General features: G+C 65.7%; 17 protein-coding genes and 1 pseudogene. 11 read left to right on the forward strand and 7 right to left on the reverse strand.

Annotation, left to right across the window (positions count from 1 at the left end):
• Positions 1–64: 64 nt before the first annotated feature.
• Positions 65–1540: a glucose-6-phosphate dehydrogenase gene (zwf, locus tag HZI36_RS09165; protein WP_246327023.1), complete on the forward strand. Its 1476-nt coding sequence runs from the start codon at positions 65–67 to the stop codon at positions 1538–1540.
• A gap of 109 nt (positions 1541–1649) precedes the next feature.
• On the opposite strand, the gene HZI36_RS09170 is transcribed toward zwf, so the two are convergent.
• Together HZI36_RS09170 and HZI36_RS09175 are read right to left on the reverse strand one after the other, a co-directional pair.
• Positions 1650–3074 (reverse strand): DHA2 family efflux MFS transporter permease subunit, encoded by a 1425-nt coding sequence (locus HZI36_RS09170; RefSeq protein ID WP_179402326.1) that lies wholly within the window; start codon positions 3072–3074, stop codon positions 1650–1652.
• 5 nt (positions 3075–3079) lie between these two features.
• Positions 3080–3937 (reverse strand): LysR family transcriptional regulator, encoded by an 858-nt coding sequence (locus tag HZI36_RS09175; protein WP_179402327.1) that lies wholly within the window; start codon positions 3935–3937, stop codon positions 3080–3082.
• Positions 3938–4107: 170 nt separating this feature from the next.
• On the opposite strand from HZI36_RS09175, the gene HZI36_RS09180 reads away from it, so the two are divergent.
• From HZI36_RS09180 to HZI36_RS09200, 6 genes and pseudogenes are all read left to right on the forward strand, one after another.
• A complete protein-coding gene (locus HZI36_RS09180; RefSeq protein ID WP_218883758.1) occupies positions 4108–4302 on the forward strand; it encodes a hypothetical protein in 195 nt (64 codons plus the stop codon).
• 124 nt (positions 4303–4426) lie between these two features.
• Entirely contained in the window at positions 4427–5059 is a 633-nt protein-coding gene (yfcF, locus tag HZI36_RS09185) for a glutathione transferase (protein ID WP_179402328.1), read from the forward strand.
• A 57-nt stretch (positions 5060–5116) separates the two neighbouring features.
• Complete coding sequence (locus HZI36_RS09190) at positions 5117–5791, forward strand: dihydrodipicolinate reductase C-terminal domain-containing protein (RefSeq protein ID WP_179402329.1); 675 nt, start codon at positions 5117–5119, stop codon at positions 5789–5791.
• 357 nt (positions 5792–6148) lie between these two features.
• Positions 6149–7093 (forward strand): WD40/YVTN/BNR-like repeat-containing protein, encoded by a 945-nt coding sequence (locus tag HZI36_RS09195; protein ID WP_179402330.1) that lies wholly within the window; start codon positions 6149–6151, stop codon positions 7091–7093.
• Between the two features lie 33 nt (positions 7094–7126).
• Positions 7127–7347, forward strand: a pseudogene (locus HZI36_RS26960) (PAAR domain-containing protein); the annotation flags it as partial.
• A gap of 130 nt (positions 7348–7477) precedes the next feature.
• Positions 7478–8095: a hypothetical protein gene (locus tag HZI36_RS09200; protein ID WP_246327024.1), complete on the forward strand. Its 618-nt coding sequence runs from the start codon at positions 7478–7480 to the stop codon at positions 8093–8095.
• A 53-nt stretch (positions 8096–8148) separates the two neighbouring features.
• Here HZI36_RS09200 and HZI36_RS09205 read toward each other — a convergent pair whose 3' ends face one another.
• A complete protein-coding gene (locus tag HZI36_RS09205) occupies positions 8149–9462 on the reverse strand; it encodes an MFS transporter (protein ID WP_179402332.1) in 1314 nt (437 codons plus the stop codon).
• 92 nt (positions 9463–9554) lie between these two features.
• Positions 9555–10637, reverse strand: a complete 1083-nt coding sequence (locus HZI36_RS09210) for a tartrate dehydrogenase (protein ID WP_179402333.1) — start codon at positions 10635–10637, stop codon at positions 9555–9557.
• Between the two features lie 111 nt (positions 10638–10748).
• On the opposite strand from HZI36_RS09210, the gene HZI36_RS09215 reads away from it, so the two are divergent.
• Both HZI36_RS09215 and HZI36_RS09220 read left to right on the forward strand, forming a co-directional pair.
• On the forward strand, positions 10749–11666 hold the full coding sequence (locus tag HZI36_RS09215) for a LysR substrate-binding domain-containing protein (protein WP_179402334.1): 918 nt from the start codon (positions 10749–10751) through the stop codon (positions 11664–11666).
• A gap of 235 nt (positions 11667–11901) precedes the next feature.
• Entirely contained in the window at positions 11902–13236 is a 1335-nt protein-coding gene (locus HZI36_RS09220) for an alkaline phosphatase family protein (protein ID WP_179402335.1), read from the forward strand.
• 105 nt (positions 13237–13341) lie between these two features.
• Here the strand turns inward: HZI36_RS09220 and HZI36_RS09225 are convergent, their stop codons facing one another.
• Positions 13342–14283: a LysR family transcriptional regulator gene (locus tag HZI36_RS09225; RefSeq protein WP_179402336.1), complete on the reverse strand. Its 942-nt coding sequence runs from the start codon at positions 14281–14283 to the stop codon at positions 13342–13344.
• Positions 14284–14459: 176 nt separating this feature from the next.
• Between HZI36_RS09225 and HZI36_RS09230 the strand changes: the two genes are divergently transcribed.
• Positions 14460–15779 carry an MFS transporter gene (locus tag HZI36_RS09230; RefSeq protein WP_179402337.1) on the forward strand — a complete coding sequence of 440 codons (1320 nt, stop codon included), beginning with the start codon at positions 14460–14462 and terminating at the stop codon, positions 15777–15779.
• A 359-nt stretch (positions 15780–16138) separates the two neighbouring features.
• Positions 16139–17719 carry an isocitrate lyase gene (locus HZI36_RS09235; protein ID WP_179402338.1) on the forward strand — a complete coding sequence of 527 codons (1581 nt, stop codon included), beginning with the start codon at positions 16139–16141 and terminating at the stop codon, positions 17717–17719.
• An 87-nt stretch (positions 17720–17806) separates the two neighbouring features.
• Here HZI36_RS09235 and HZI36_RS09240 read toward each other — a convergent pair whose 3' ends face one another.
• Together HZI36_RS09240 and HZI36_RS09245 are read right to left on the reverse strand one after the other, a co-directional pair.
• Positions 17807–19051 carry a saccharopine dehydrogenase family protein gene (locus tag HZI36_RS09240; protein ID WP_179402339.1) on the reverse strand — a complete coding sequence of 415 codons (1245 nt, stop codon included), beginning with the start codon at positions 19049–19051 and terminating at the stop codon, positions 17807–17809.
• A gap of 34 nt (positions 19052–19085) precedes the next feature.
• Complete coding sequence (locus HZI36_RS09245) at positions 19086–20012, reverse strand: acetoacetate decarboxylase family protein (protein ID WP_179402340.1); 927 nt, start codon at positions 20010–20012, stop codon at positions 19086–19088.
• Positions 20013–20066 lie beyond the last annotated feature (54 nt).

The following is a 20066-nucleotide window of genomic DNA, read 5'->3' on the forward strand; positions in this document are numbered from 1 at the left end:
CGTGTTGGTATCATGCACGTTCGCGCCGCCCGGCCGTGCCAACCCCGACATGCTCCGAACCACGATGATCACTCCCGCTTCCTCCTCCGCTCTCGACCCTGCGCTCGACATGGTCATTTTCGGCGGCGCCGGCGATCTGTCCGCGCGCAAGCTGCTTCCGGCGCTGTACATGGCGCATCTGCACGACAGCCTGCCCGCCGAGACGCGCATCATCGCGGTGGGCCGCGCCGACTGGACGCGCGAGCAGTATCTGAACTTCGTCGAGGAGCGCTCGCGGCCGTTCGTCGACAACCACGCGCTGAACGACCAGGCGTGGGAGAGCTTCCTCGCGCGCTTCGACTATGCGCGCGTCGACATCAGCGTCGCGGATACGTACGGCCATCTCGCCGAGAAGACGCGCGGCGATGCGCTGCGCGTGTTCTATCTCGCGACCGCGCCGAACCTGTTCGAAACCGTGTGCGACAACCTCGCCGCGTGCGGGCTCATCGACGACCGCGCGCGCGTCGTGCTCGAGAAGCCGCTCGGGCACGACCTCGCATCGGCGAAGGCGATCAACGCGTCGGTCGGCCGCCACTTTCCGGAAGACCGGATCTACCGGATCGACCACTACCTCGGCAAGGAGACCGTGCAGAACCTGATGGTGCTGCGCTTCGGCAATGCGATCTTCGGGCCGCTGTGGCAGGCGCCGTACATCCGCAGCGTGCAGATCACGGTCGCGGAGTCGGTCGGCGTCGGCAGCCGCGCGGGCTTCTACGACGGCACCGGCGCGATGCGCGACATGATCCAGAACCATCTGCTGCAACTGCTGTGCATCGTCGCGATGGAGCCGCCGGTGTCGCTCGATCCCGATGCGGTGCGCGACGAGAAGCTGAAGGTGCTGCGCTCGCTGCGGCCGATGACGATCGAGACGATTTCCCGCGATACGGTGCGCGGGCAATATGCGGCGGGCGCGGTGGACGGCGAGTCGGTCAAGGGATACCTGGACGAGGCGGGCGTGCCGGCCGGCAGCGTGACGGAGACGTTCGTCGCGTTGCGCGCGCAGCTCAACAACTGGCGCTGGGCGAACGTGCCGTTCTTTCTGCGGACCGGCAAGCGCCTGCGCGATCGCCGCTCGGAGATCGTGATCGAGTTCGCGGACATGCCGTTCTCGATCATTCCGCGCGGGCCGTACGCGCACGCGAACCGCCTCGTGATCCAGCTCCAGCCGGAGGAATCGATCCAGTTGCAGATGCTCGCGAAGGAGCCGGGCAGCGGCATGCACGTGCTGCCGGTGAGCCTCAACCTGGACTTGCAGCAGGCGCTGGCCGGGCGCCGGGCCGAGGCTTACGAGCGCCTGCTCGTCGACGTGATTCGCGGGCGCCTCACGCATTTCATGCGCTGCGACGAGCTCGAGGCCGCATGGGCGTGGGTCGAGCCGATCCTCAGCGGCTGGAAGGCGCTAGGCGACAAGCCGCGCAGCTATATCTCCGGCACGTATGGGCCGGCCGCGTCGTCCGCGTTGATGGCCCGCGAAAACATGGTGTGGGCGGAAGAGGCCTGAGGCCGCCGAACGCCGGGCGCGCGATGGCGGCCGGCCCGCCGCCGCCCGCCGCTGCCTGCCGTAACCGCCTGGCGAGCACCCGCCGTCACCACCTGGCGCGCACCCGCCGTCACCGCCCGACGAGCACCCGATGCCCCGCATCGGCCGGCAGCAGCACGCTGTCGACCACGGCCAGCAACGCCAGCCCGGCGATCAGCCAGAACGCGAGCCGGAAATCCGCGGCGCTCGCGAGGCCGGCCGCGGTGCCGCGCATCCGCTCGGCAACCGACAGCGCGAGCGCGCCGATCGCGATCCCCAGCCCGCCGTTCATCTGCTGAAGCACCGAGAACAGCGTGTTCGCGTCGCGCACCTGTGACGGCGGCACGTCCGCGAAGCCGATCGTGTTGAGCGCGGTGAATTGCATCGAGCGGGTCATGCCGGTGACGAACAGCAGCGCGCAGACGAGCCAGTGCGGCGTCGACGCCGCCAATTGCGCGACCGCGACGAACCCGGCGGCGACCAGCAGCCCGTTGCCGACCAGCACGTTACGGAATCCGAAGCGATGCATGATCCACGTCGTGCCGGGCTTGATCGCGAGATTGCCCGCGAACAGCCACAGCAGCAGCGTGCCGGCCTGCACCGCGCTGTAGCCGAAGCCGATCTGGAACATCAGCGGCAGCAGGAACGGCGCGGTGCTGATCGCGATCCGGAACAGCGAGCCGCCGACCGCGGTGGTGCGGAACGTGCGCACCGCCAGTGGCCCGAGTCCGAACAGCGGATGCGTGGCGCGCCGGAGGTGGCGCACCGTCAGCAGCAGCAACGCGATGCCGGCGCCGAGCACGCCGAGCGACAGCGCGTGCGGGACGTCCGCGCGGCTGACCGCCTCGATCCCCGCCATGAAGAGCCCGAACCCGAGTGCGCTCAGCGCGAAGCCGGCGAGATCGAACTGCTGCCGCTGCGGTGGGCCGTTGCGGATCAGCGCGAGCGCCGCGACGAACGCCGCGACGCCGAGCGGCAGATTGAGCAGGAAGATCCAGTGCCAGCTCCAGTGCGTGCTGATCCAGCCGCCGACCGGCGGGCCGAGGATCGGCGCGACCAGCGCGGGCCAGGTCAGGATCGCGATCGCGCGGACGAGCTCTTCCTTCGGTGTTTCCCGCATCACGACGAGCCGCCCGACCGGCACCATCATCGATCCGCCGAGGCCCTGCAACGCGCGCGCGGCGGTGAAGCTCCACAGGCCCTGACTTGCCGCGCACAGCAGCGAAGCGAGCGTGAACACGACGATCGCGGCGCCGAAGATCCGGCGCGCGCCGAAGCGGTCGGCGGCCCAGCCGCTGATCGGGATGAACACCGTCAGCGCGACCAGGTACGCGGACACGCCGACCGACAGGTACGCGGGCGCGGTGCCGAAGTCGCGCGCCATCGCGGGCAGCGACGTCGCGATGACGGTCGCGTCGAGGTTCTCCATGAAGAACACGCCGGCGACGAGCAGCGCGATCGCCATCCGCTGCTCGTTCTGTCGGTCGTTCGAACCGCGCCGGGGCGTATCGTCCATCGAGCTCATGCGCGCATTTGCAGATCGGCCATGATCTGCTCCGCGAGAAAGTCGCACGGCGGCCGCTTCGATTTCGTGCTGCGCGCGAGAATCAGCTCGAGCGGCGGCAGGTCGGGCAGCCCGTGCGTGCGCCCGAGCACCGTCAGTTGCGCGGGCACCGCGCACCGCGCGAGCGGCGCGACCGCGAGCCCCGCCTCGACCATGCTGACGAGCCCGAGCAGGCTCGGGCTCTCGTAAGACGTCCGGTACGGGATCTTCGCGCGCTCGAGGCTGAGGATCGCGTGCTCGCGCGCGACGCTGCCGGGCAGGAACACCGCGATCGGCACCGGCCGTTCCTCCCACACGCGCGGGCCGTTCGCCATCGCGGCCCAGACCATCGGCTCGTGGCGGACGAACTCGCCGGACAGCCCCTTCACGCGCGTGCCGCAGACGAGGTCGACGGTGCCGTTCTTGATCAGCGGCGCGAGCGCGACGCTTGGCAGCCCCATCACCTGGATCTCGACCTTCGGATACGACGCGGAAAACTTTTTCAGCACGGACGGCAGCAGCGACGACGCGTAATCGTCCGGCACGCCGATCACGACCTTGCCGGTCACGTCCGGCCGCACGACGGCCGCCCACGCCTCGTCGCGCAGCGCGAGCATCCGCCTCGCGAAGCCGAGCAGCACCTCGCCCTCGCGCGTCGGGACGATGCTGCGCGGGCGCCGCACGAACAGTTGCCGGCCGAGCGCGTCCTCCAGGCTCTTGATCTGCATGCTGACAGCGGACTGCGAGCGGTTCACGGCTTCGGCGGCGCGGCTCATGTTGCCGGTCTCCGCGACCGCGATGACGGTGGCGAGCACGTCATGATCGAGCATCTTCATGGGTATCAGGAAAACTGAATGCGACGATCAGTATTATGCGATTTTATTGTCGGCGCGTGTCTGCGATAGTTCCGGCTCGCGAATGCCGCCGTTGTCGTTGATGCAATGTGGCAGGCGCTTAAAACGAACGATTCGACATCCCGATTTTCCGTTTCCATCCAGGAGCAACGATGATTGCCAACCCGATCCAGCCGGAATTCTTCGACGTGTTCGCCGAGCCCGGCGACTGGCCCGCCGACGCGGCGCCGGCCGACGACGCGCGACTGTCGTCGTATCTGGCGGCGCTGCAGGAGCCGACCGCGTCGCTCGTCGGGCAGGGCGATCGTCCGGACGTCGCGACGGTCGCGATTCTCGGGTACAACTGAGCGGCGGCCGGCCGGCGCTACGGCCGAAGCGGTGGCAGTATTACGGGTCGGCGTCATGCGCGCATGCGGTGACGCCGAACGCGATTCCGGGGTCGCGTAGTCAACCGAATACAAGGAGAACACATTGGCGCACGGCAATCTTCGTCTCTACGTGGACGCGCAATTCACGAGCCCTTATGCGATGTCGGTTTTCGTCGCGCTTCACGAAAAATCGCTGCCGTTCGAATTGCTGACCGTCGATCTGCACCAACGCGCGAATCACGCGTCCGATTACGCGGCGACGTCGCTCACACAGCGCGTGCCGACGTTGGTGCACGACGGCTTCGCGTTGTCGGAGTCGTCCGCGATCACCGAATATCTGGACGAGACGTTTCCGGGAGCGCGCCTTTATCCGGTCGACCGGCAGCAACGCGCGCGGGCGCGCCAGATTCAGGCGTGGCTGCGCAGCGACCTGATGTCGGTCCGCGCGGAGCGGTCGACGGAGGTCGTGTTCTATGGAGCGCCGGCGGCGCCGCTGTCCGATGCGGCGCAGGCCGCCGCCCGCAAGCTGTTCGCGGCGGCCCAGACGCTGCTAGCGTCCGGCGAAACGAATCTGTTCGGCGAGTGGTGCATCGCCGATGCGGATCTGACACTGATGCTCAACCGTCTCGTGCTGAACGGCGATCCGGTGCCGCAGCGGCTCGCGGACTATGCGAAGCATCAGTGGCAGCGGCCGTCGGTGCAGCGCTGGGTGACACTGGAGCGGCCGCCGCGCTGAGCGCGCGGCGTCGCGTATCGCGACGTTCGAATCGACCACAACGGGGAGCCGCGGTCCATGCAAGTCATCGTCGTAGGATCGGGCAAGCTCGCGACCGAACTGCTCGATTCGATCGAGCCGGGCGACGCGTTTGATCTGATGCCGTGGTCCGGCAAGAAGCCGGCCGGCGAACGATCGATCGTCGTCCATGCGGGCTCGGGCCGCGAGCTGTCCGAGGTCGTCGCGTTTTGCCGGGCCACCGCGTCGACGCTCGTCGAGCTGTCGACGGGCTCGGCGATCGAAGGCGCGCGCCCTGACTTCCCGGTCGTGCTGTGCCCGAACACCAATATCCTGATGCTGAAATTCATGCACATGCTCGAGACGAGCGGGCATCTGTTTCGCGGCTATGGGATCAGCGTCGTCGAATCGCATCAGGCGTCGAAGACGTCGGTGCCGGGTACGGCCGTCGACATCGCGCGTTCGCTCGGGCTCGCCGATGATGAGATCCGATCCGTCAGAAATCCGGATGTTCAGCGCGAGCAACTTGGAATTCCTGACGATCAGCTCGCGCGTCATGCGTTTCACCGAATCCGGATCGAGGATGGTGCAGGCAGCATCGAGATGGACACGCGCGTGTATGGCGCGTCGCCGTATGCGGACGGCGTGTCGCGGATCGTCGACGCGGTGTGCCGGCACGATCTCGAGCCGCGTATCCATTCGGTGATGGAACTGGTGGCGAACGGGTGGGTTTGAGTGGTGCGGAGGCTCGCGGCCTCTGGCTGGTTCGCGCGGACGCCGCCTTGCCGCGCAGGCACCGCTCGGCTCGCCGACGATTTGCGCGATCATCGGCGACCGCATGATCAGTTCCAATCGGTGATGCAGACACCGGCCCCAAGCTCACGAAATCGGCAAGTGGCGTAAACAAGCACATGAATAAAGTAGAGTGCAGTGACTTGCAGGAATCGATCGACGCAATCAAGTCCTTCATGGCTTCAGGGCCGAATTCGAAGTATGTGTACGACAATTTCCGTGCTGGCGGGTCGGGAACTGCGGGAATTCGAATTGGTGGATCGCGATTCTGGCTGTCACGTACTGGCAAGGAGTTGGTCGATGCAAATCCGTAACACGATGTCTGCCGCCCGAGCGGTGGTGGCTTGCGTCTTGGCGTGCTGGCAGACGCTGTCAGTTGCAAATCCGGTTTTACACCTCGAAATCGGCAAACTGAAAATTCGTCAGCAAGAGGGCGCGTTCATCCAGTTCGACACGACAGATGGCAAGTCGGTTCGTGTTGGTGATCGAGCTGGGGCCCAATGGCCGCCAATCGCGACTGATAGTGAGGGGATGTTCTATATCGGCGACAAAATTCTATCTTCGCGCACGGGTCGACTTGTTGCCGACGAGCACAATGCGAGGCTTGTGATCTTGGGGGCTCACTACCGGATTCAACCCGATACTGCCGGTAAAGTTCTTCACATCACGCACGGAGCGCACTCTTGTGTATTCACGCCAAGCGAGTTAGGCCTTCGTACCAGAGACGGAATGCAGTCGATGGATTTGCTGAAGAATGAGTCGATTCGCTTTGTCGATGCGAATGGACCGTTGGTCGGCCTTATCACGTTGTTGGGGGATAGTCCGGCAGATACCCGTTACCGCGCGGTGAAGATTGCCGTTGGTTCGTGCCGTGTCGTGTCGTCCGCGGATCTCGGGAATCCTGACAATCTGGTCGACCTTGGGTGGTCTGAAGCGGGACACTGGTGGCTTGTCGGGTCGATTGAGAATACATTGCTGTTGTCAAACGATGGGGAGCACTGGTCTACAAGGACGTTACCCGATACCGTTTCCGAGTTGATGAGCGCCTATGTGGAAAACGATCGGCGCATCTGGTTGGCCGCGGTTGATAGTCGGCTTCCGCTTGACGCGGGGCCATTGATTGTTTTTTCATCGGACGGCGGGAAGACATGGACTCCTCTGAAATGGGGTGATCCACTGATCAAAGAGGTTCCTTCGTTCTGGCTCGATGGACAAATGCGTGCTCGAGGCAAGGAGACTGACTAGCTTTGCCGGTAGCATAGGGCAGTGCATGCAATTGTCGCTCGTAAGGGCGATGAAGTATCGTGCCCTCAGCATCTGGACGTCAACCGAATCTGATCAAGGAGGGTGACGAATCGGTGACCAACAATGGCGTCCCAATCGCCCGGCATGACAGTCGGACAACCAGCGATTGCAGTACGTTATCGACCGTATCGGCTTGCTATTGCGGTCCAATCCGATGCAGGACGCGCTCATTCCTCATCCGCGCATGCGCTTGACTCGCGAGGTCCGTCGATCCTGGGGATCGCTTCGCGAGTCGTTTGCGATGACGCATATCGATATGGCCGACGCATGCCCACCGAAGATCCGTCGAATTACGTCGCACATCACTTGCAGGATTTTTCGTCGATGACGCTGCACGTACAGGCGCCCATCGACTTCTGGAATCCCTACACGCTGGCGGCGCTCGGCGTGCTCGCCGCGCTGGTCGCGTATCAGGCCGCGCGCAAGGGCGATACCCTGCTGTTCGGCATGACGCCGCCGATGAGCGCGGGGCGACGCTTGTCTCTGTTCTGGTCTTGCCTCTGGCGGCAAATTCTCGTGATGTTGCCCGTGTACGTATTCGGCCTGCTCGTAACGATATTACTGAGCCTGAGCCTCAGGGCCATCTGGGACATGCCGCCTTCCGCGGCGCCGGCAATGCTGCAGTCCTACGGGCGGATGCTGTTCATCGACGGGATCGTCTGCTTCGTCGCGCTCGTTCCGTTGACCGGATACGCGGTGCGGCGCGGGTTTCGCGCACATGCGCTCGCGTCGTCCGCGCCGACGACGTTCCGGCAGGCGTTGTTGCTTGGCTGCACAACGGTATTCTGGGGTGTCGTCGCCGAGTTGCTGATCGGCGCGCTGCTGCTTTCGTTTCAGGGGCCGGTGGCGGAAGCGGTTCGTATCGTGCTGCTCGCGCTCGGCGGGATGTACGTCGTGCTGCCGCGGCAGATGCGTCGGGTGGCGGGTTTCGACGGCGGTTGATCATAAGGTTTCGCTCGATGCCGCGCGAAACTTCGCCCACCCGCCCCCGCGCCTCAATGATTGTGCCGAACGTTCGACGCAACCGTCCGCCGAGGCGCCGTCTTCCGGCTCAGCAACAGCGTAACGATCGCCGACAACGCGAGCGTCGCGGCCACGACGTAGAGCCCCGCCGCATAACCGCCGGTCCGGTTCTTCAGCCAGCCGATCGCGAACGGGCCGACGAACCCGCCCAGATTGCCGATCGAGTTGATCATCGCGATCCCGGCGGCCGCGCCGGTGCCCGACAGGAACGTGCTCGGCATCGCCCATAGCGGCGCCTTCGCGGCGCTGATTCCCACGTTCACGACGACCAGCGCCAGCACCGTCAGCAGCGCAGTGTTCGTCTGACCCGCGAACGCGAAGCCGACGCACGCAAGCACGCACGGAATGACGACGTGCCACGTGCGTTCGCCGGTGCGGTCCGAATGCCGTGCCCAGACGATCATCGCGACGATCGCGGCCACGCTCGGCACGCCGTTGAGCAGGCCGGTCTGCCACGCGCTGAAGCCGAACTGCCGGATCATCAGCGGCGCCCACAGGCCGAGCGTGTAGAGTCCGGCCGATGTGCCGAAGTAGATCAGCGCGAGCGCAAGCACGCGCGCGTCGCGCAGCGCATGGAGCGCGCCGGCCGTATGCCCGGCGTTCGCGTGGCGCGTGTCCGCCTCGGCCTTCAGCTTCGCGAGCAGCCAGTCGCGCTCGTCGGCATTCAGCCAACTCGCCTTCGACGGCGTATCGATCAGGTATTTCAGCACCGCGAAGCCGAGTAGCACCGCCGGCAGCGCTTCGAGCACGTACAGCGTCTGCCAGTCGGCGAGCCCGAAGATCGGCGGCAACTGCATGATCGCGCCCGAGACCGGCGAGCCGATCGCGGTCGAGATCGGCGCGGCCGCCATGAACCACGCGGCCGCGACCGCGCGCTGCTTCGCCGGAAACCACAGGCTCAGGTACAGAATGATGCCGGGGAAGAAGCCCGCCTCGGCGACGCCGAGCAGAAAGCGCAGCGCATAGAAGCTGGTCGGGCCCGTGACGAACGCGGACGCGGCCGACACGATGCCCCACGTGATCATCACGCGCGCGATCCAGATGCGCGCGCCGACGCGATGGAGAATCAGGTTCGACGGCACTTCGAACAGAAAGTAGCCGATGAAGAACAGCCCGCCGCCGAAGCCGAACGCGGTCGGCGACAGGCCGATCGCCTTGTTCATCGACATCGCGGCGAAACCGACGTTCACGCGATCGAGAAAACTGACGAAGTAGAGCAGCATCACGAACGGGATGATGCGCCACATCAGTTTCCGCGATACGCGGCGCTCGAGATCGGATTGCATGTGTGTCTCCTCCTTGGAGGTTGCGCGGTGCATGGCCGCATCGATCCGGACGCGCGTCGCCGGCGGCGCGCGCGTTCCCCGCGAGCCGGCGATTACGCGTGGATTTCCGCGCGCTCGACGAGATCGCAGACGGCGGCCGTCACCTCGGCGGTCGTCGCGTTGCCGCCGAGGTCGCGCGTGTGGCGCGCGGGGTCCGCGGTCACCGCTTCGATCGCACGCATCACGCGCGCGGCGGCTTCCGTTTCACCGAGATGCTCGAGCAGCATCACGACCGACCAGAACGTGCCGATCGGGTTCGCGAGCCCCTTGCCCATGATGTCGAACGCGGAGCCGTGGATCGGCTCGAACATCGACGGATAGCGGCGTTCCGGATCGATGTTGCCGGTCGGCGCGATCCCGAGGCTGCCCGCGAGCGCGGCCGCGAGGTCGCTCAGGATGTCCGCGTGCAGGTTCGTCGCGACGATCGTGTCGAGCGACGCCGGCCGATTGACCATGCGCGCGGTCGCCGCGTCGACGAGTTCCTTGTCCCAGGTCACGTCCGGGAATTCCTTCGAGATCGCGGTCGCGATCTCGTCCCACATCACCATCGCGTGACGCTGCGCGTTGCTCTTCGTGATCACGGTCAGCAGCTTGCGCGGCCGCGACTGCGCGAGACGGAACGCGAAGCGCATGATGCGTTCGACGCCGGCGCGCGTGAGGATCGACACGTCGGTCGCGGCCTCGATCGGATGCCCCTGATGCACGCGGCCGCCGACGCCCGCGTATTCGCCTTCCGAGTTCTCGCGCACGATCACCCAGTTCAGGTCCTCCGGGCGGCAGCGCTTGAGCGGCGCGTCGATGCCGGGCAGGATGCGCGTCGGCCGCACGTTCGCGTACTGGTCGAACCCCTGGCAAATCTTCAGGCGCAGGCCCCACAGCGTCACGTGATCGGGCACGTCGGGGTCGCCGGCGGAACCGAACAGGATCGCGTCCTTGCCGCGCAGCGCGTCGAGGCCGTCGTCGGGCATCATCGCGCCGTGCTCGCGGTAGTAGTCCGCGCCCCACGGGAAATCCTCGAACTCGAACGCGAAGCGTTGCGTCGTGCCGGCGAGTGCCTCCAGAACCTGTTTGCCGGCCGGAACGACTTCCTTGCCGATGCCGTCGCCGGGAATGGTCGCGATGCGATAGGTCTTCATTGTCTCCGTCCTTGGGAAGTGGGTCTGTGTGAGCGCACTTTACCCAACCGACGGTGCGGAAACCGGTGCTAAACTCAAAGCATCTTTAACTTGAATTCACAAGTGAGCGCCGTGGCCGAAGCCGTTCAGCCCGCCGATCTGGGGTTTTTCTCGACGCTTGCCGCATCGGGTAGCCTGAGCGCGGCCGCGCGCGAGCTCGGGCTGACCGCGGCGGCGGTCAGCAAGCGATTGACGCAGATGGAGCAGCGCGCCGGCGTCGCGCTCGTCAATCGCACGACGCGGCGGATGATGCTGACGCCGGAAGGGGAGGTGTACCTCACGTATGCGCGCCGGATTCTCGATCAGATGGACGAGCTCGGCGAATTGCTCGGTAGTGCGAAAAAAAGCCCGAAGGGGCTGCTGCGCGTGAATGCGACGCTCGGCTTCGGACGCAGCCACGTCGGCCCAGCGATTTCGCGTTTCGTCGCGCAGTATCCGCAGGTGACGGTGCAGCTGCAACTGTCGGTGATGCCGCCGCCGCTGACCGACGACGCGTTCGACGTGTGCATCCGCTTCGGCGAGCCGCCGGACACGCGCGTGATCGCGCGGCGCCTCGCGCCGAACCGGCGGCTGCTGTGCGCGGCGCCGGCGTATCTCGCGCGGCGCGGCACGCCGGCCGCGCCGCACGATCTGACGAAGCACAACTGCATCGGCATCCGGCAGGGCGACGAAGGGTACGGCGTCTGGCGTCTGACGAGCGGCCGCGGCGCGGCGCGCAAGACCGAGGCGGTGCGGATCGACGGCAACCTGACGACGAACGACGGCGAGATCGCGGTCAAATGGGCGCTCGACGGGCACGGGATTCTGATGCGCGCCGAATGGGACATCAACGAATATCTGGCCGACGGGCGGCTCGTCGTCGTGCTGCCCGACTACGAGACGCCGGGCGCGGACATCTACGCGGTCTATGCGCAGCGCCACCAGATGTCGACGCGCATTCGCGCGTTCGTCGATTTTCTGGCGGGCGAACTCGGACGAACGCAGGGCTAAACGCAGGGCCAAACGCAGGGCCAAACGCAGGGCCGATCGCAGGGCCGATCCCAGGAGCGGCCGCAGGGCCGGTAGCGACGGCGCGGGCTTCAGCCTCGCGCTGCTCGCGGACTTCATCGCGAGTCGTCACGTTCTCCCGCTCGCCCCGTAGCGCGTATGAACGTTCGTTCACGTCCATGTCATCGACGGTCGTGATAATGCGTCGCCCCCACCCGACTTCCCCCTGGAGATTCACATGCGAATTCATCGAGCCGCCCTGGTCGCGGGCGCGCTGGCGGTCATTGTGTCGCTCACTGCCCCCGCAGCCGCGGAGACGGCCGCTCCGGCGACTTCGCTGCCGAACGGCGCCATCAAGCATGTCATGGTCATCGACCTGGAGAACGAAGACTACGCGTCCTCCTTTGGCCCCTTCTCCCCGGCGAAGTACCTCAACGACGTGCTGGTACCCATGGGTCAACTGCTCACCCAGTACCACGCGACCGGCCACGCCAGCACGGACAACTACCTCGCCCAGGTGTCCGGCCAGGCGCCGAACGCCGTGTCCGGCTCCGACTGCATCACGAACATGACGACTCTCGCGTCGACGTACACCAACGTCACGCCCGGCACGCCCGCGGACCCGGCGAAGTACCCCGGTCAGGTCAACGGCAGCGGTTGCGTCTACCCGTCGTCCGTGCAGACCATCGGCAACCAGCTCGACGCGCTCACCCATGGCTACGCCCACGAACAGCCGCTGACCTGGCGTCAGTACGCCGAAGACATGGGCAACGTGCCGGCCCGCGACTTCGGCACCCCCGACCCGATGGGCGGCACCGACTGCGCCCACCCCGCGACCGACGGCATCTTCCCCAATGTCGCGACAGCGACGGACCAGTACGCGATCCGTCACGTCCCGTTCCTGTTCTTCCGGTCCGTCACCGGCGATCAGGCGTACTGCAACAATCACGTCGTGCCGCTCGGCCGCTTCGTGACCGGCCCGCACGGCGACACGTTCAGCGGGCACCTCGCCGAGGATCTCGCTCAGGCACGCACCACCCCGGCGTTCTCTTTCGTCACGCCAAACGTCTGCAACGACGGACACGACGCAACCTGCGTGGGCACCAATGCCGAAGGCGGCCACACTGGCGGCCTCGTTGCCGCGGACCTGTGGCTCAAGCACTGGATGCCGCTGATCCTGAACTCGCCCGCCTACATGTCCGGCGAGATGCTCGTGATCGTGACTTTCGATGAGGCCAGCATCTCCGACACCTCGGCCAGCAACAACGAGCAGCCCGGCCCCGACAACGCCAACCCCGGAATGCCTCCCCTCATCGCCAAGCTCTATGGGTACCCGTACCCGTCTCCGGCTGGCACGTACCCCGGGGGTGGCCGGATCGGTGCCGTGCTGCTGAACTCGAAGTGGATCGCCCCCGGCAGCGTCAACGACACCCCATACAACCACTACGCCGCTCTGCGCAGCTACGAAGACCTGCTCGGTATCACCACCGGTGGGTCGGACGGCAAGGGGCACCTCGGCTTCGCGGGGGCCGCGGGGCTCCGATCGTTCGGATCCGACGTGTTCACCCACTGAAGCCGCATGCGACGGAGCCACCGGGACGACGCCTGACCAGGCTCCCGGCGGCTCCGTCTTCTGGATTACCCGATAACCTGCGCGACTCGGTCGCGGGCCGCCGGTTCACGCATGGCCGTCGGCGGCGGCCGCGCGCAGCGTGTCGAGCAACAGCGACATCGACGCGGAAACCGGGCGGCCGCTGCGCGTGACGATCCCGTACGGATCGAGCTTGCGCGGCAGCGGCACCGGTAACACCTTCAGCACCTCGAGGCGCGCGTAGAACGCGGCGACCGACGACGGCAGCACCGCGATCAGCTCGCTGCCGGGCAACAGCGACGCGGTCATCAGCACCGCGGCGGTCTCGATTGTGCTCGGCGGCGGCGCGACGCCCGCGTCGGCGAACGAGCGGTCGACGAGCGCGCGCATCGGGCTCGGCCGCGGCTGCATGATCCACGGAAACTTCGCGAGCGCCTCGAACGACGGCTTGCGGCGCCGGCGCACGAGCGGATGCTCGCGGCACACGACGATCGACAGCCCTTCGTCGCCGAGCTGCTCGAACTCGAGCTGGCTGCTGTCCCAGCCTTCCGGCACGCGGCCGAGCACGACGTCGAGCTGGTCGTGCTCGAGCAGCGGCACGAGCATGTCGCTCGTATCCACCTGCACGCTGACGTCGAGCAGTGGATGATCGCGCTTCAGGCGCCGGATTACTTCCGCGAGCAGCCCGGGCGTCGGCGCCATCACCGCGCCGATGCGGACCTTGCCGATTTTGCCGGACTCGAGCGCGACCAGTTCGTCGCGCAGCCCGGCCATGTCGGAGAACACGAGCCGCGCGTAGCGCGTCGCGGCGGTGCCGAAGCGCGTCGCGCGCAGCCCGCGCACGTGGCGCTCGAACAACGGCACGCCGAGCAGCGCTTCCATGTCCTGCAGCATCTTCGTGACGGCGGGCTGCGTCAGCGCGAGCTCGTCGGCGGCCTTGCGCAGCGAACCGCGCTCCTCGATCGCGAGCAGCAGGCGCAGATGTTGCATGCGCAAGCGTCCTTGCAGCGTGTTGACGGATGGAATCATCGGGACGAACAGGGGAGGGCGGAGGGAGGGGGTATGAATAATTCTTATCGGTGCATATAAAAACGTCAATCGATTTTATCTCCCCGCGCTTCTATATTTCCGAGCCAGCGAGCCGCACGGCCACGCGATATCGACAACGCCGGCCGCCGAGCCGGTCAGACACCCGGAGACACTGCATGTCCTCAACCTCGCCCGCCGTCGCCGCGTGCGCGTCGGCGCTGCGCAAGTGCCGTTGGCGCCTTCTTCCGTTCCTCGTGCTGATGTACGTGATCGCGTTCATCGATCGCGCGAACGTCGGCTTCGCGAAGAACGCGCTGCAGGCCGATACCGGGCTGTCGAACGCCGCGTTCGCGTTCGGCGCCGGCGTGTTCTTCCTCAGCTACGCATTGTTCGAAGTCCCGAGCAACCTCGCGCTGCATCGCTTCGGCGCGCGCCGCTGGATGGCGCGGATCATGGTGAGCTGGGGGATCGTGTCCGCGTCGATGGCGTTCGCGCACAGCGCGACCGCGTTCTATCTGCTGCGCTTGCTGCTCGGCGCGGCCGAGGCCGGCTTCTTTCCCGGCGTGATCCTGTATCTGACTTACTGGTTCCCGGCGCGCGTGCGCGGGCAGGCGATGGGGACGTTCTATTTCGGGCTGCCGCTCGCGCTCGTGCTCGGCGGTCCGCTGTCCGGGCTGCTGCTCGAGCTGCATGCGCCGTTCGGCCTCCAGCCGTGGCAGTGGATGTTCGCGTTCGAAGGGATTCTCGCGTCGGGAGTCGGCGTGATCGCGTTCTTCTATCTGACCGACAGTCCCGCGAAGGCGGACTGGCTCGCGCAGGACGAGCGCGCGGCGCTGCTCGACGAGCTCGGCCGCGACGAGCATGACAAGCGCTCGCACGGCGTGTCGTCGCTGAGCGCGCTGTGGCGCAGCCCGCGTCTTCTCGCGTTCTGCGTCGTGTACTTCACGATCCAGATGAGCGTGTACGGCGTCGTGTTCTATCTGCCGACGCGGATCGCCGAGCTGTTCGGCGGCAAGATCGGCCTCACGGTCGGCTGGCTGACCGCGATTCCGTGGCTGAGCGCGCTCGTCGCGACGTGGCTCGTCACGCGCGCGGCCGACCGCACCGGCGCGCATCGCGGGCTCGCCGCCGCGATGCTCGCGTGCGCGGGCTGCGGGATCGCCGCATCGGCGCTCGGCACGAGCCTCGTGCCGGTGCTGATCGCGTTCTGCTTCGCGGCGAGCGGCTTCGTCGCGGTGCAGCCGCTGTACTGGACGCTGCCGACGAACTATCTCGGCGGCATCGCGGCCGCGGGCGGCATCGCGCTGATCAACTCGCTCGGCAACGTCGGCGGCTTCGTCGCGCCGAACCTGAAGGCGTGGTCCGAGCGCGCGTTCGCGGATCCGCGCGCGGGGATGTTGTGTCTCGCCGCGGTCGCGATCGCCGGCTCGCTGATGCTCGTGTGGCTCGGCCGCGCGACGCGCGCCGAATCGAATGACCGCCTGCCGGCCGCGTAAAGGGGACTCGTGCGGACTCGCGCACGTTCGCCGGCGCGACCGCGATCTGGAGGAGGTGGGAGTCGCTCAAGCCATCCGTGCTTGTCCTGCCTCCAAGGGCTGAAAGCACATTTCATATTGCGGAATCCGCTGCAAATCTATGCGACATCAATTTTTTGCTGCTTGAAAATATGCTCCACATTGCAAAATGTGCGTCATATCTCATTGAAAAATAAGCGTAAATTATGTCTTATGTCTTATATAAGACATCGCCCAGGAGCATCAAACAGCGCTACTATTCAGTCATGCAGTTCGCTTCGACATACGTGGCGACACGCTGACCCATTTATCCAAACGCGCTTTGCTCTCAGGAGAGTCACATGGCCCAATATCAAGACGACATCAAGGCAGTTGCCGGTTTGAAGGAGAAACAAGGCAGCGCGTGGAATGCCATCAATCCGGAATCTGCCGCGCGCATGCGTGCCCAGAACAAGTTCAAGACGGGCCTGGACATCGCCAAGTACACCGCCGGGATCATGCGCGCCGACATGGCCGCCTACGATGCAGACCCGTCCAAGTACACCCAGTCGCTGGGCTGCTGGCACGGCTTCATCGGCCAGCAGAAGATGATCTCGATCAAGAAGCACTTCAACAGCACCGAACGCCGCTACCTTTACCTGTCCGGCTGGATGGTGGCCGCGCTGCGCTCCGAGTTCGGCCCGCTGCCGGACCAGTCGATGCACGAAAAGACTTCCGTCAGCGCGCTGATCCGCGAGCTGTACACCTTCCTGCGTCAGGCCGACGCCCGTGAACTGGGCGGCCTGTTCCGCGAGCTGGACGCGGCCACTGGCCCCGCCAAGGCCGCCATCCAGGAAAAAATCGACAACCACGTCACCCACGTCGTGCCCATCATCGCGGACATCGACGCGGGTTTCGGCAACGCCGAAGCCACTTACCTGCTGGCCAAGCAGTTCATCGAAGCGGGCGCCTGCTGCATTCAGATCGAAAACCAGGTGTCCGACGAGAAGCAGTGCGGTCACCAGGATGGCAAGGTCACCGTGCCGCACGAGGACTTCCTGGCCAAGATTCGCGCCGTCCGCTACGCGTTCCTGGAACTGGGTGTGGACGACGGCATCATCGTGGCCCGTACCGACTCGCTGGGTGCCGGCCTGACCAAGCAGATCGCCGTGACCAACACGCCGGGCGACCTGGGCGACCAATACAATTCCTTCCTCGATTGCGACGAATTGTCGATCGACGAACTGGGCAATGGCGACGTCATCATCAAGCGCGACGGCAAGCTGCTGCGTCCGAAGCGCCTGCCGAGCAACCTGTTCCAGTTCCGCGCCGGCACGGGCGAAGCGCGCTGCGTACTGGATTGCGTCACCGCACTGCAAAACGGCGCCGACCTGCTGTGGATCGAAACCGAAAAACCGCACATCGCGCAGATCGGCGGCATGGTCAGCGAGATTCGCAAGGTCATCCCGAACGCCAAGCTGGTGTACAACAACAGCCCGTCGTTCAACTGGACGCTGAATTTCCGCCAGCAGGTGTATGACGCGATGAAGGCCGCGGGCAAGGATGTGTCGGCATACGACCGCGCCCAGCTGATGAGCGTGGAATACGATCAGACCGAACTGGCGAAGCTCGCGGACGAGAAGATCCGGACCTTCCAGGCCGACTCGTCGCGCGAAGCCGGTATCTTCCACCACCTGATCACGCTGCCGACCTACCACACCGCCGCACTGTCGACGGACAATCTGGCCAAGGAATACTTCGGCGACCAGGGCATGCTGGGTTATGTGGCTGGCGTGCAGCGTAAGGAAATCCGTCAGGGCATCGCCTGCGTCAAGCACCAGAACATGTCCGGCTCGGACATCGGCGACGACCACAAAGAGTATTTCAGCGGCGAAGCGGCCCTGAAGGCGGCGGGTAAAGACAACACGATGAACCAGTTCTGATACCCGTCATACCCCAGGCAAAACGCCAACCCATACCGGTTGGCGTTTTTTTTCTGTGCGCCCGGCAGGGCGCACTCATCTGCGTGGTCATATCAACTCGAAACCCAACCCCGCATGGCGAACCAAACGTTCGATAAAGCGCTCGTCGAACATCGTGGCAGGTGTCCAGAAGCCGCCGCCGCGCCCGGTCTTGTCGCCGTCCCTGCGGCAATCCAGCGCGAGACTGATCGCGGCCTGGCCCAGCATCTTGCCCGTGGAACCGTAACCCGGATCGCGATCACCGGTGACTTTCACGCGCAAGGTCCGCCCGTCGCTGGCGCGGCCGAAGAAACGCAAATCGTAGCGGCCAGCCAACTGGGCCTCGGCGCTCGGCCCCTCACCGGGCTTCGGCAGCAGGAAGCGCTCCATCAGGCCGCGCACCGGCTTGACGACGACGCCCACCATGAACGCGCCCAGGCCGGCCACCATCGTCAGGGCCGCCAGACGGCCTTTGGCGCCCCTGCCGGTCATGATGGCTTCGTCATAGGTGAACCCGCGGCCATAGGCATTGCCCGAGAGCGCATTGGAGCGATGCACGACACGCTCGTTGATGGCCGCCATCACGAACGGGGCGATCCATGCAACGCAGTCGCGATCGAATTCGGCCGATCTGACGGCGTGCTGGCGTGCCGTGAAGCCGTGACCTTTCGGGCACAGCGAATAAGGATCGAGCAGTTCCCTGCGCAACGCGGGATCGGCCGCGGCTTCCCGAACGACGTTGATCACGCTCGCCACCGTTCCGCCCGATGCGCCGCCCTTCAGCGTCCTGACGCGCATCTTTACCTGGGCGGCCGGCGCCCCCCATTGCCGCATGGCCTGTTGCTGCAGGAAAAACACGCCCATGTCCGACGGAACCGAATCGAAGCCGCAGCAATGGACGATGCGCGCGCCCGATTGCCGAGCCGCTGGCTCGTACTTTTCGATCATCCGCTTGATCCACTGGGTCTCGCCCGTGAGGTCGCAGTAGTCCGTGCCGCTTTCCGCGCAGGTCTTGACGAGCGGCTCCCCGTAAAGCGCGTAGGGCCCGACGGTGGACACGACCACCCGCGTTTGTGCACATAGCGCCTGCAGCTGCGCTTCGTCGGCGGCGTCGGCGACGATGATCGGCAAGGACTGCGCCGCCGCGCCCAGCGAATCCCTGAGCTGCGCGAGCTTCGTTTTCGATCGGCCGGCAATGGCCCAGCGCAGCGTCTCGCCGTCACCCGACAGGTGTTCGGACAGGTAGCGGGTCAGGATCTGCCCGACAAAGCTGGTGGCGCCAAACACGACGAGATCATAGGCCGGCGTGGTCATGGACGTTTCCTTTGGAGTGGGGGTGTCGGGGGCATCAGCGTCGTTGCCTTTGCTTTCCGGGTTCATCGAATGCCTTTAAAGGCGTCGGCAGATTCAGGACCAACTGCGCGTCCTTGACCACGTCGAGACGAACGATGGTGGATGCGCCCAGCCCGTCGAGCAACTGGCTCAGCGGGCCGCCATGCCGCACCAGCTCGACGTCTCGCGGCAACAGGCGCTGAGCGAACGACAGCGTATTGGTCTGCACCGAGCTTTGGTGCCATTCGCCGTCGATGAGATTGACCATGGTCGTCGTGCCCATCCGCGATTGCGGCGCAACGTTGCTGAGCGCAGGCAGCGGCGCGCTCAAGCTCAGATCCGGCCGGCCTCCCGGGCCGGCGATGCGGGCGCGTGCGTCGGCGCCGATGTTCACGTCGATATCCGCGAGCCACTTGGGCAGCTGATAGCCGTGCACGCCGCGAACCCGCGCGATTTCCGTGGTGACGGGAAGCGCCAGCACATGCGCAAAGAAGCTCCGGCGGCGCATGGAATCGATCAGCTCCAGCGCGTGCGACCCTCGCGCGCCGGGCCTGCGGATGACCACCGCGACGGACGCTTCGTCATAGGGATCGTTATCGCAGACCGAATACGAAAAGAATGTCAGCGCCACCAGCCCGTGCCCCGGAAGCGCCCGCAGCGGCTCGAGCGGCGCCGGCAGCATGGCGCGCAAGCGTTCGAGAGGCGCAAGGAACAACAGCTGGATGTTGCTGGAACGATAGTAGAAGTTCGGCGCCCATGTCGGGCCCACCCTCGAGGCAACCAGACGCTTCGGTATCCGACGGAAAAAATCGATGTTCCCCGCGGCGGGATCCCGCGCCACCTCGTCGAGGTTCGGATTCATCCGGAACCGGTCGTAGTATCCGCCTTCAGGCACGTCGACCTTGTGCGGCCCGAATTCGACCTGTGTAAACCGCCTGTCCATGTTCGTTGCCCCTCCTCGGTGATCGACCGTGGCAGGCAACACCCGAAGCCTGCT

Source organism: Burkholderia guangdongensis (assembly GCF_013403875.1).
Taxonomy (GTDB): Bacteria; Pseudomonadota; Gammaproteobacteria; order Burkholderiales; family Burkholderiaceae; genus Burkholderia; species Burkholderia guangdongensis.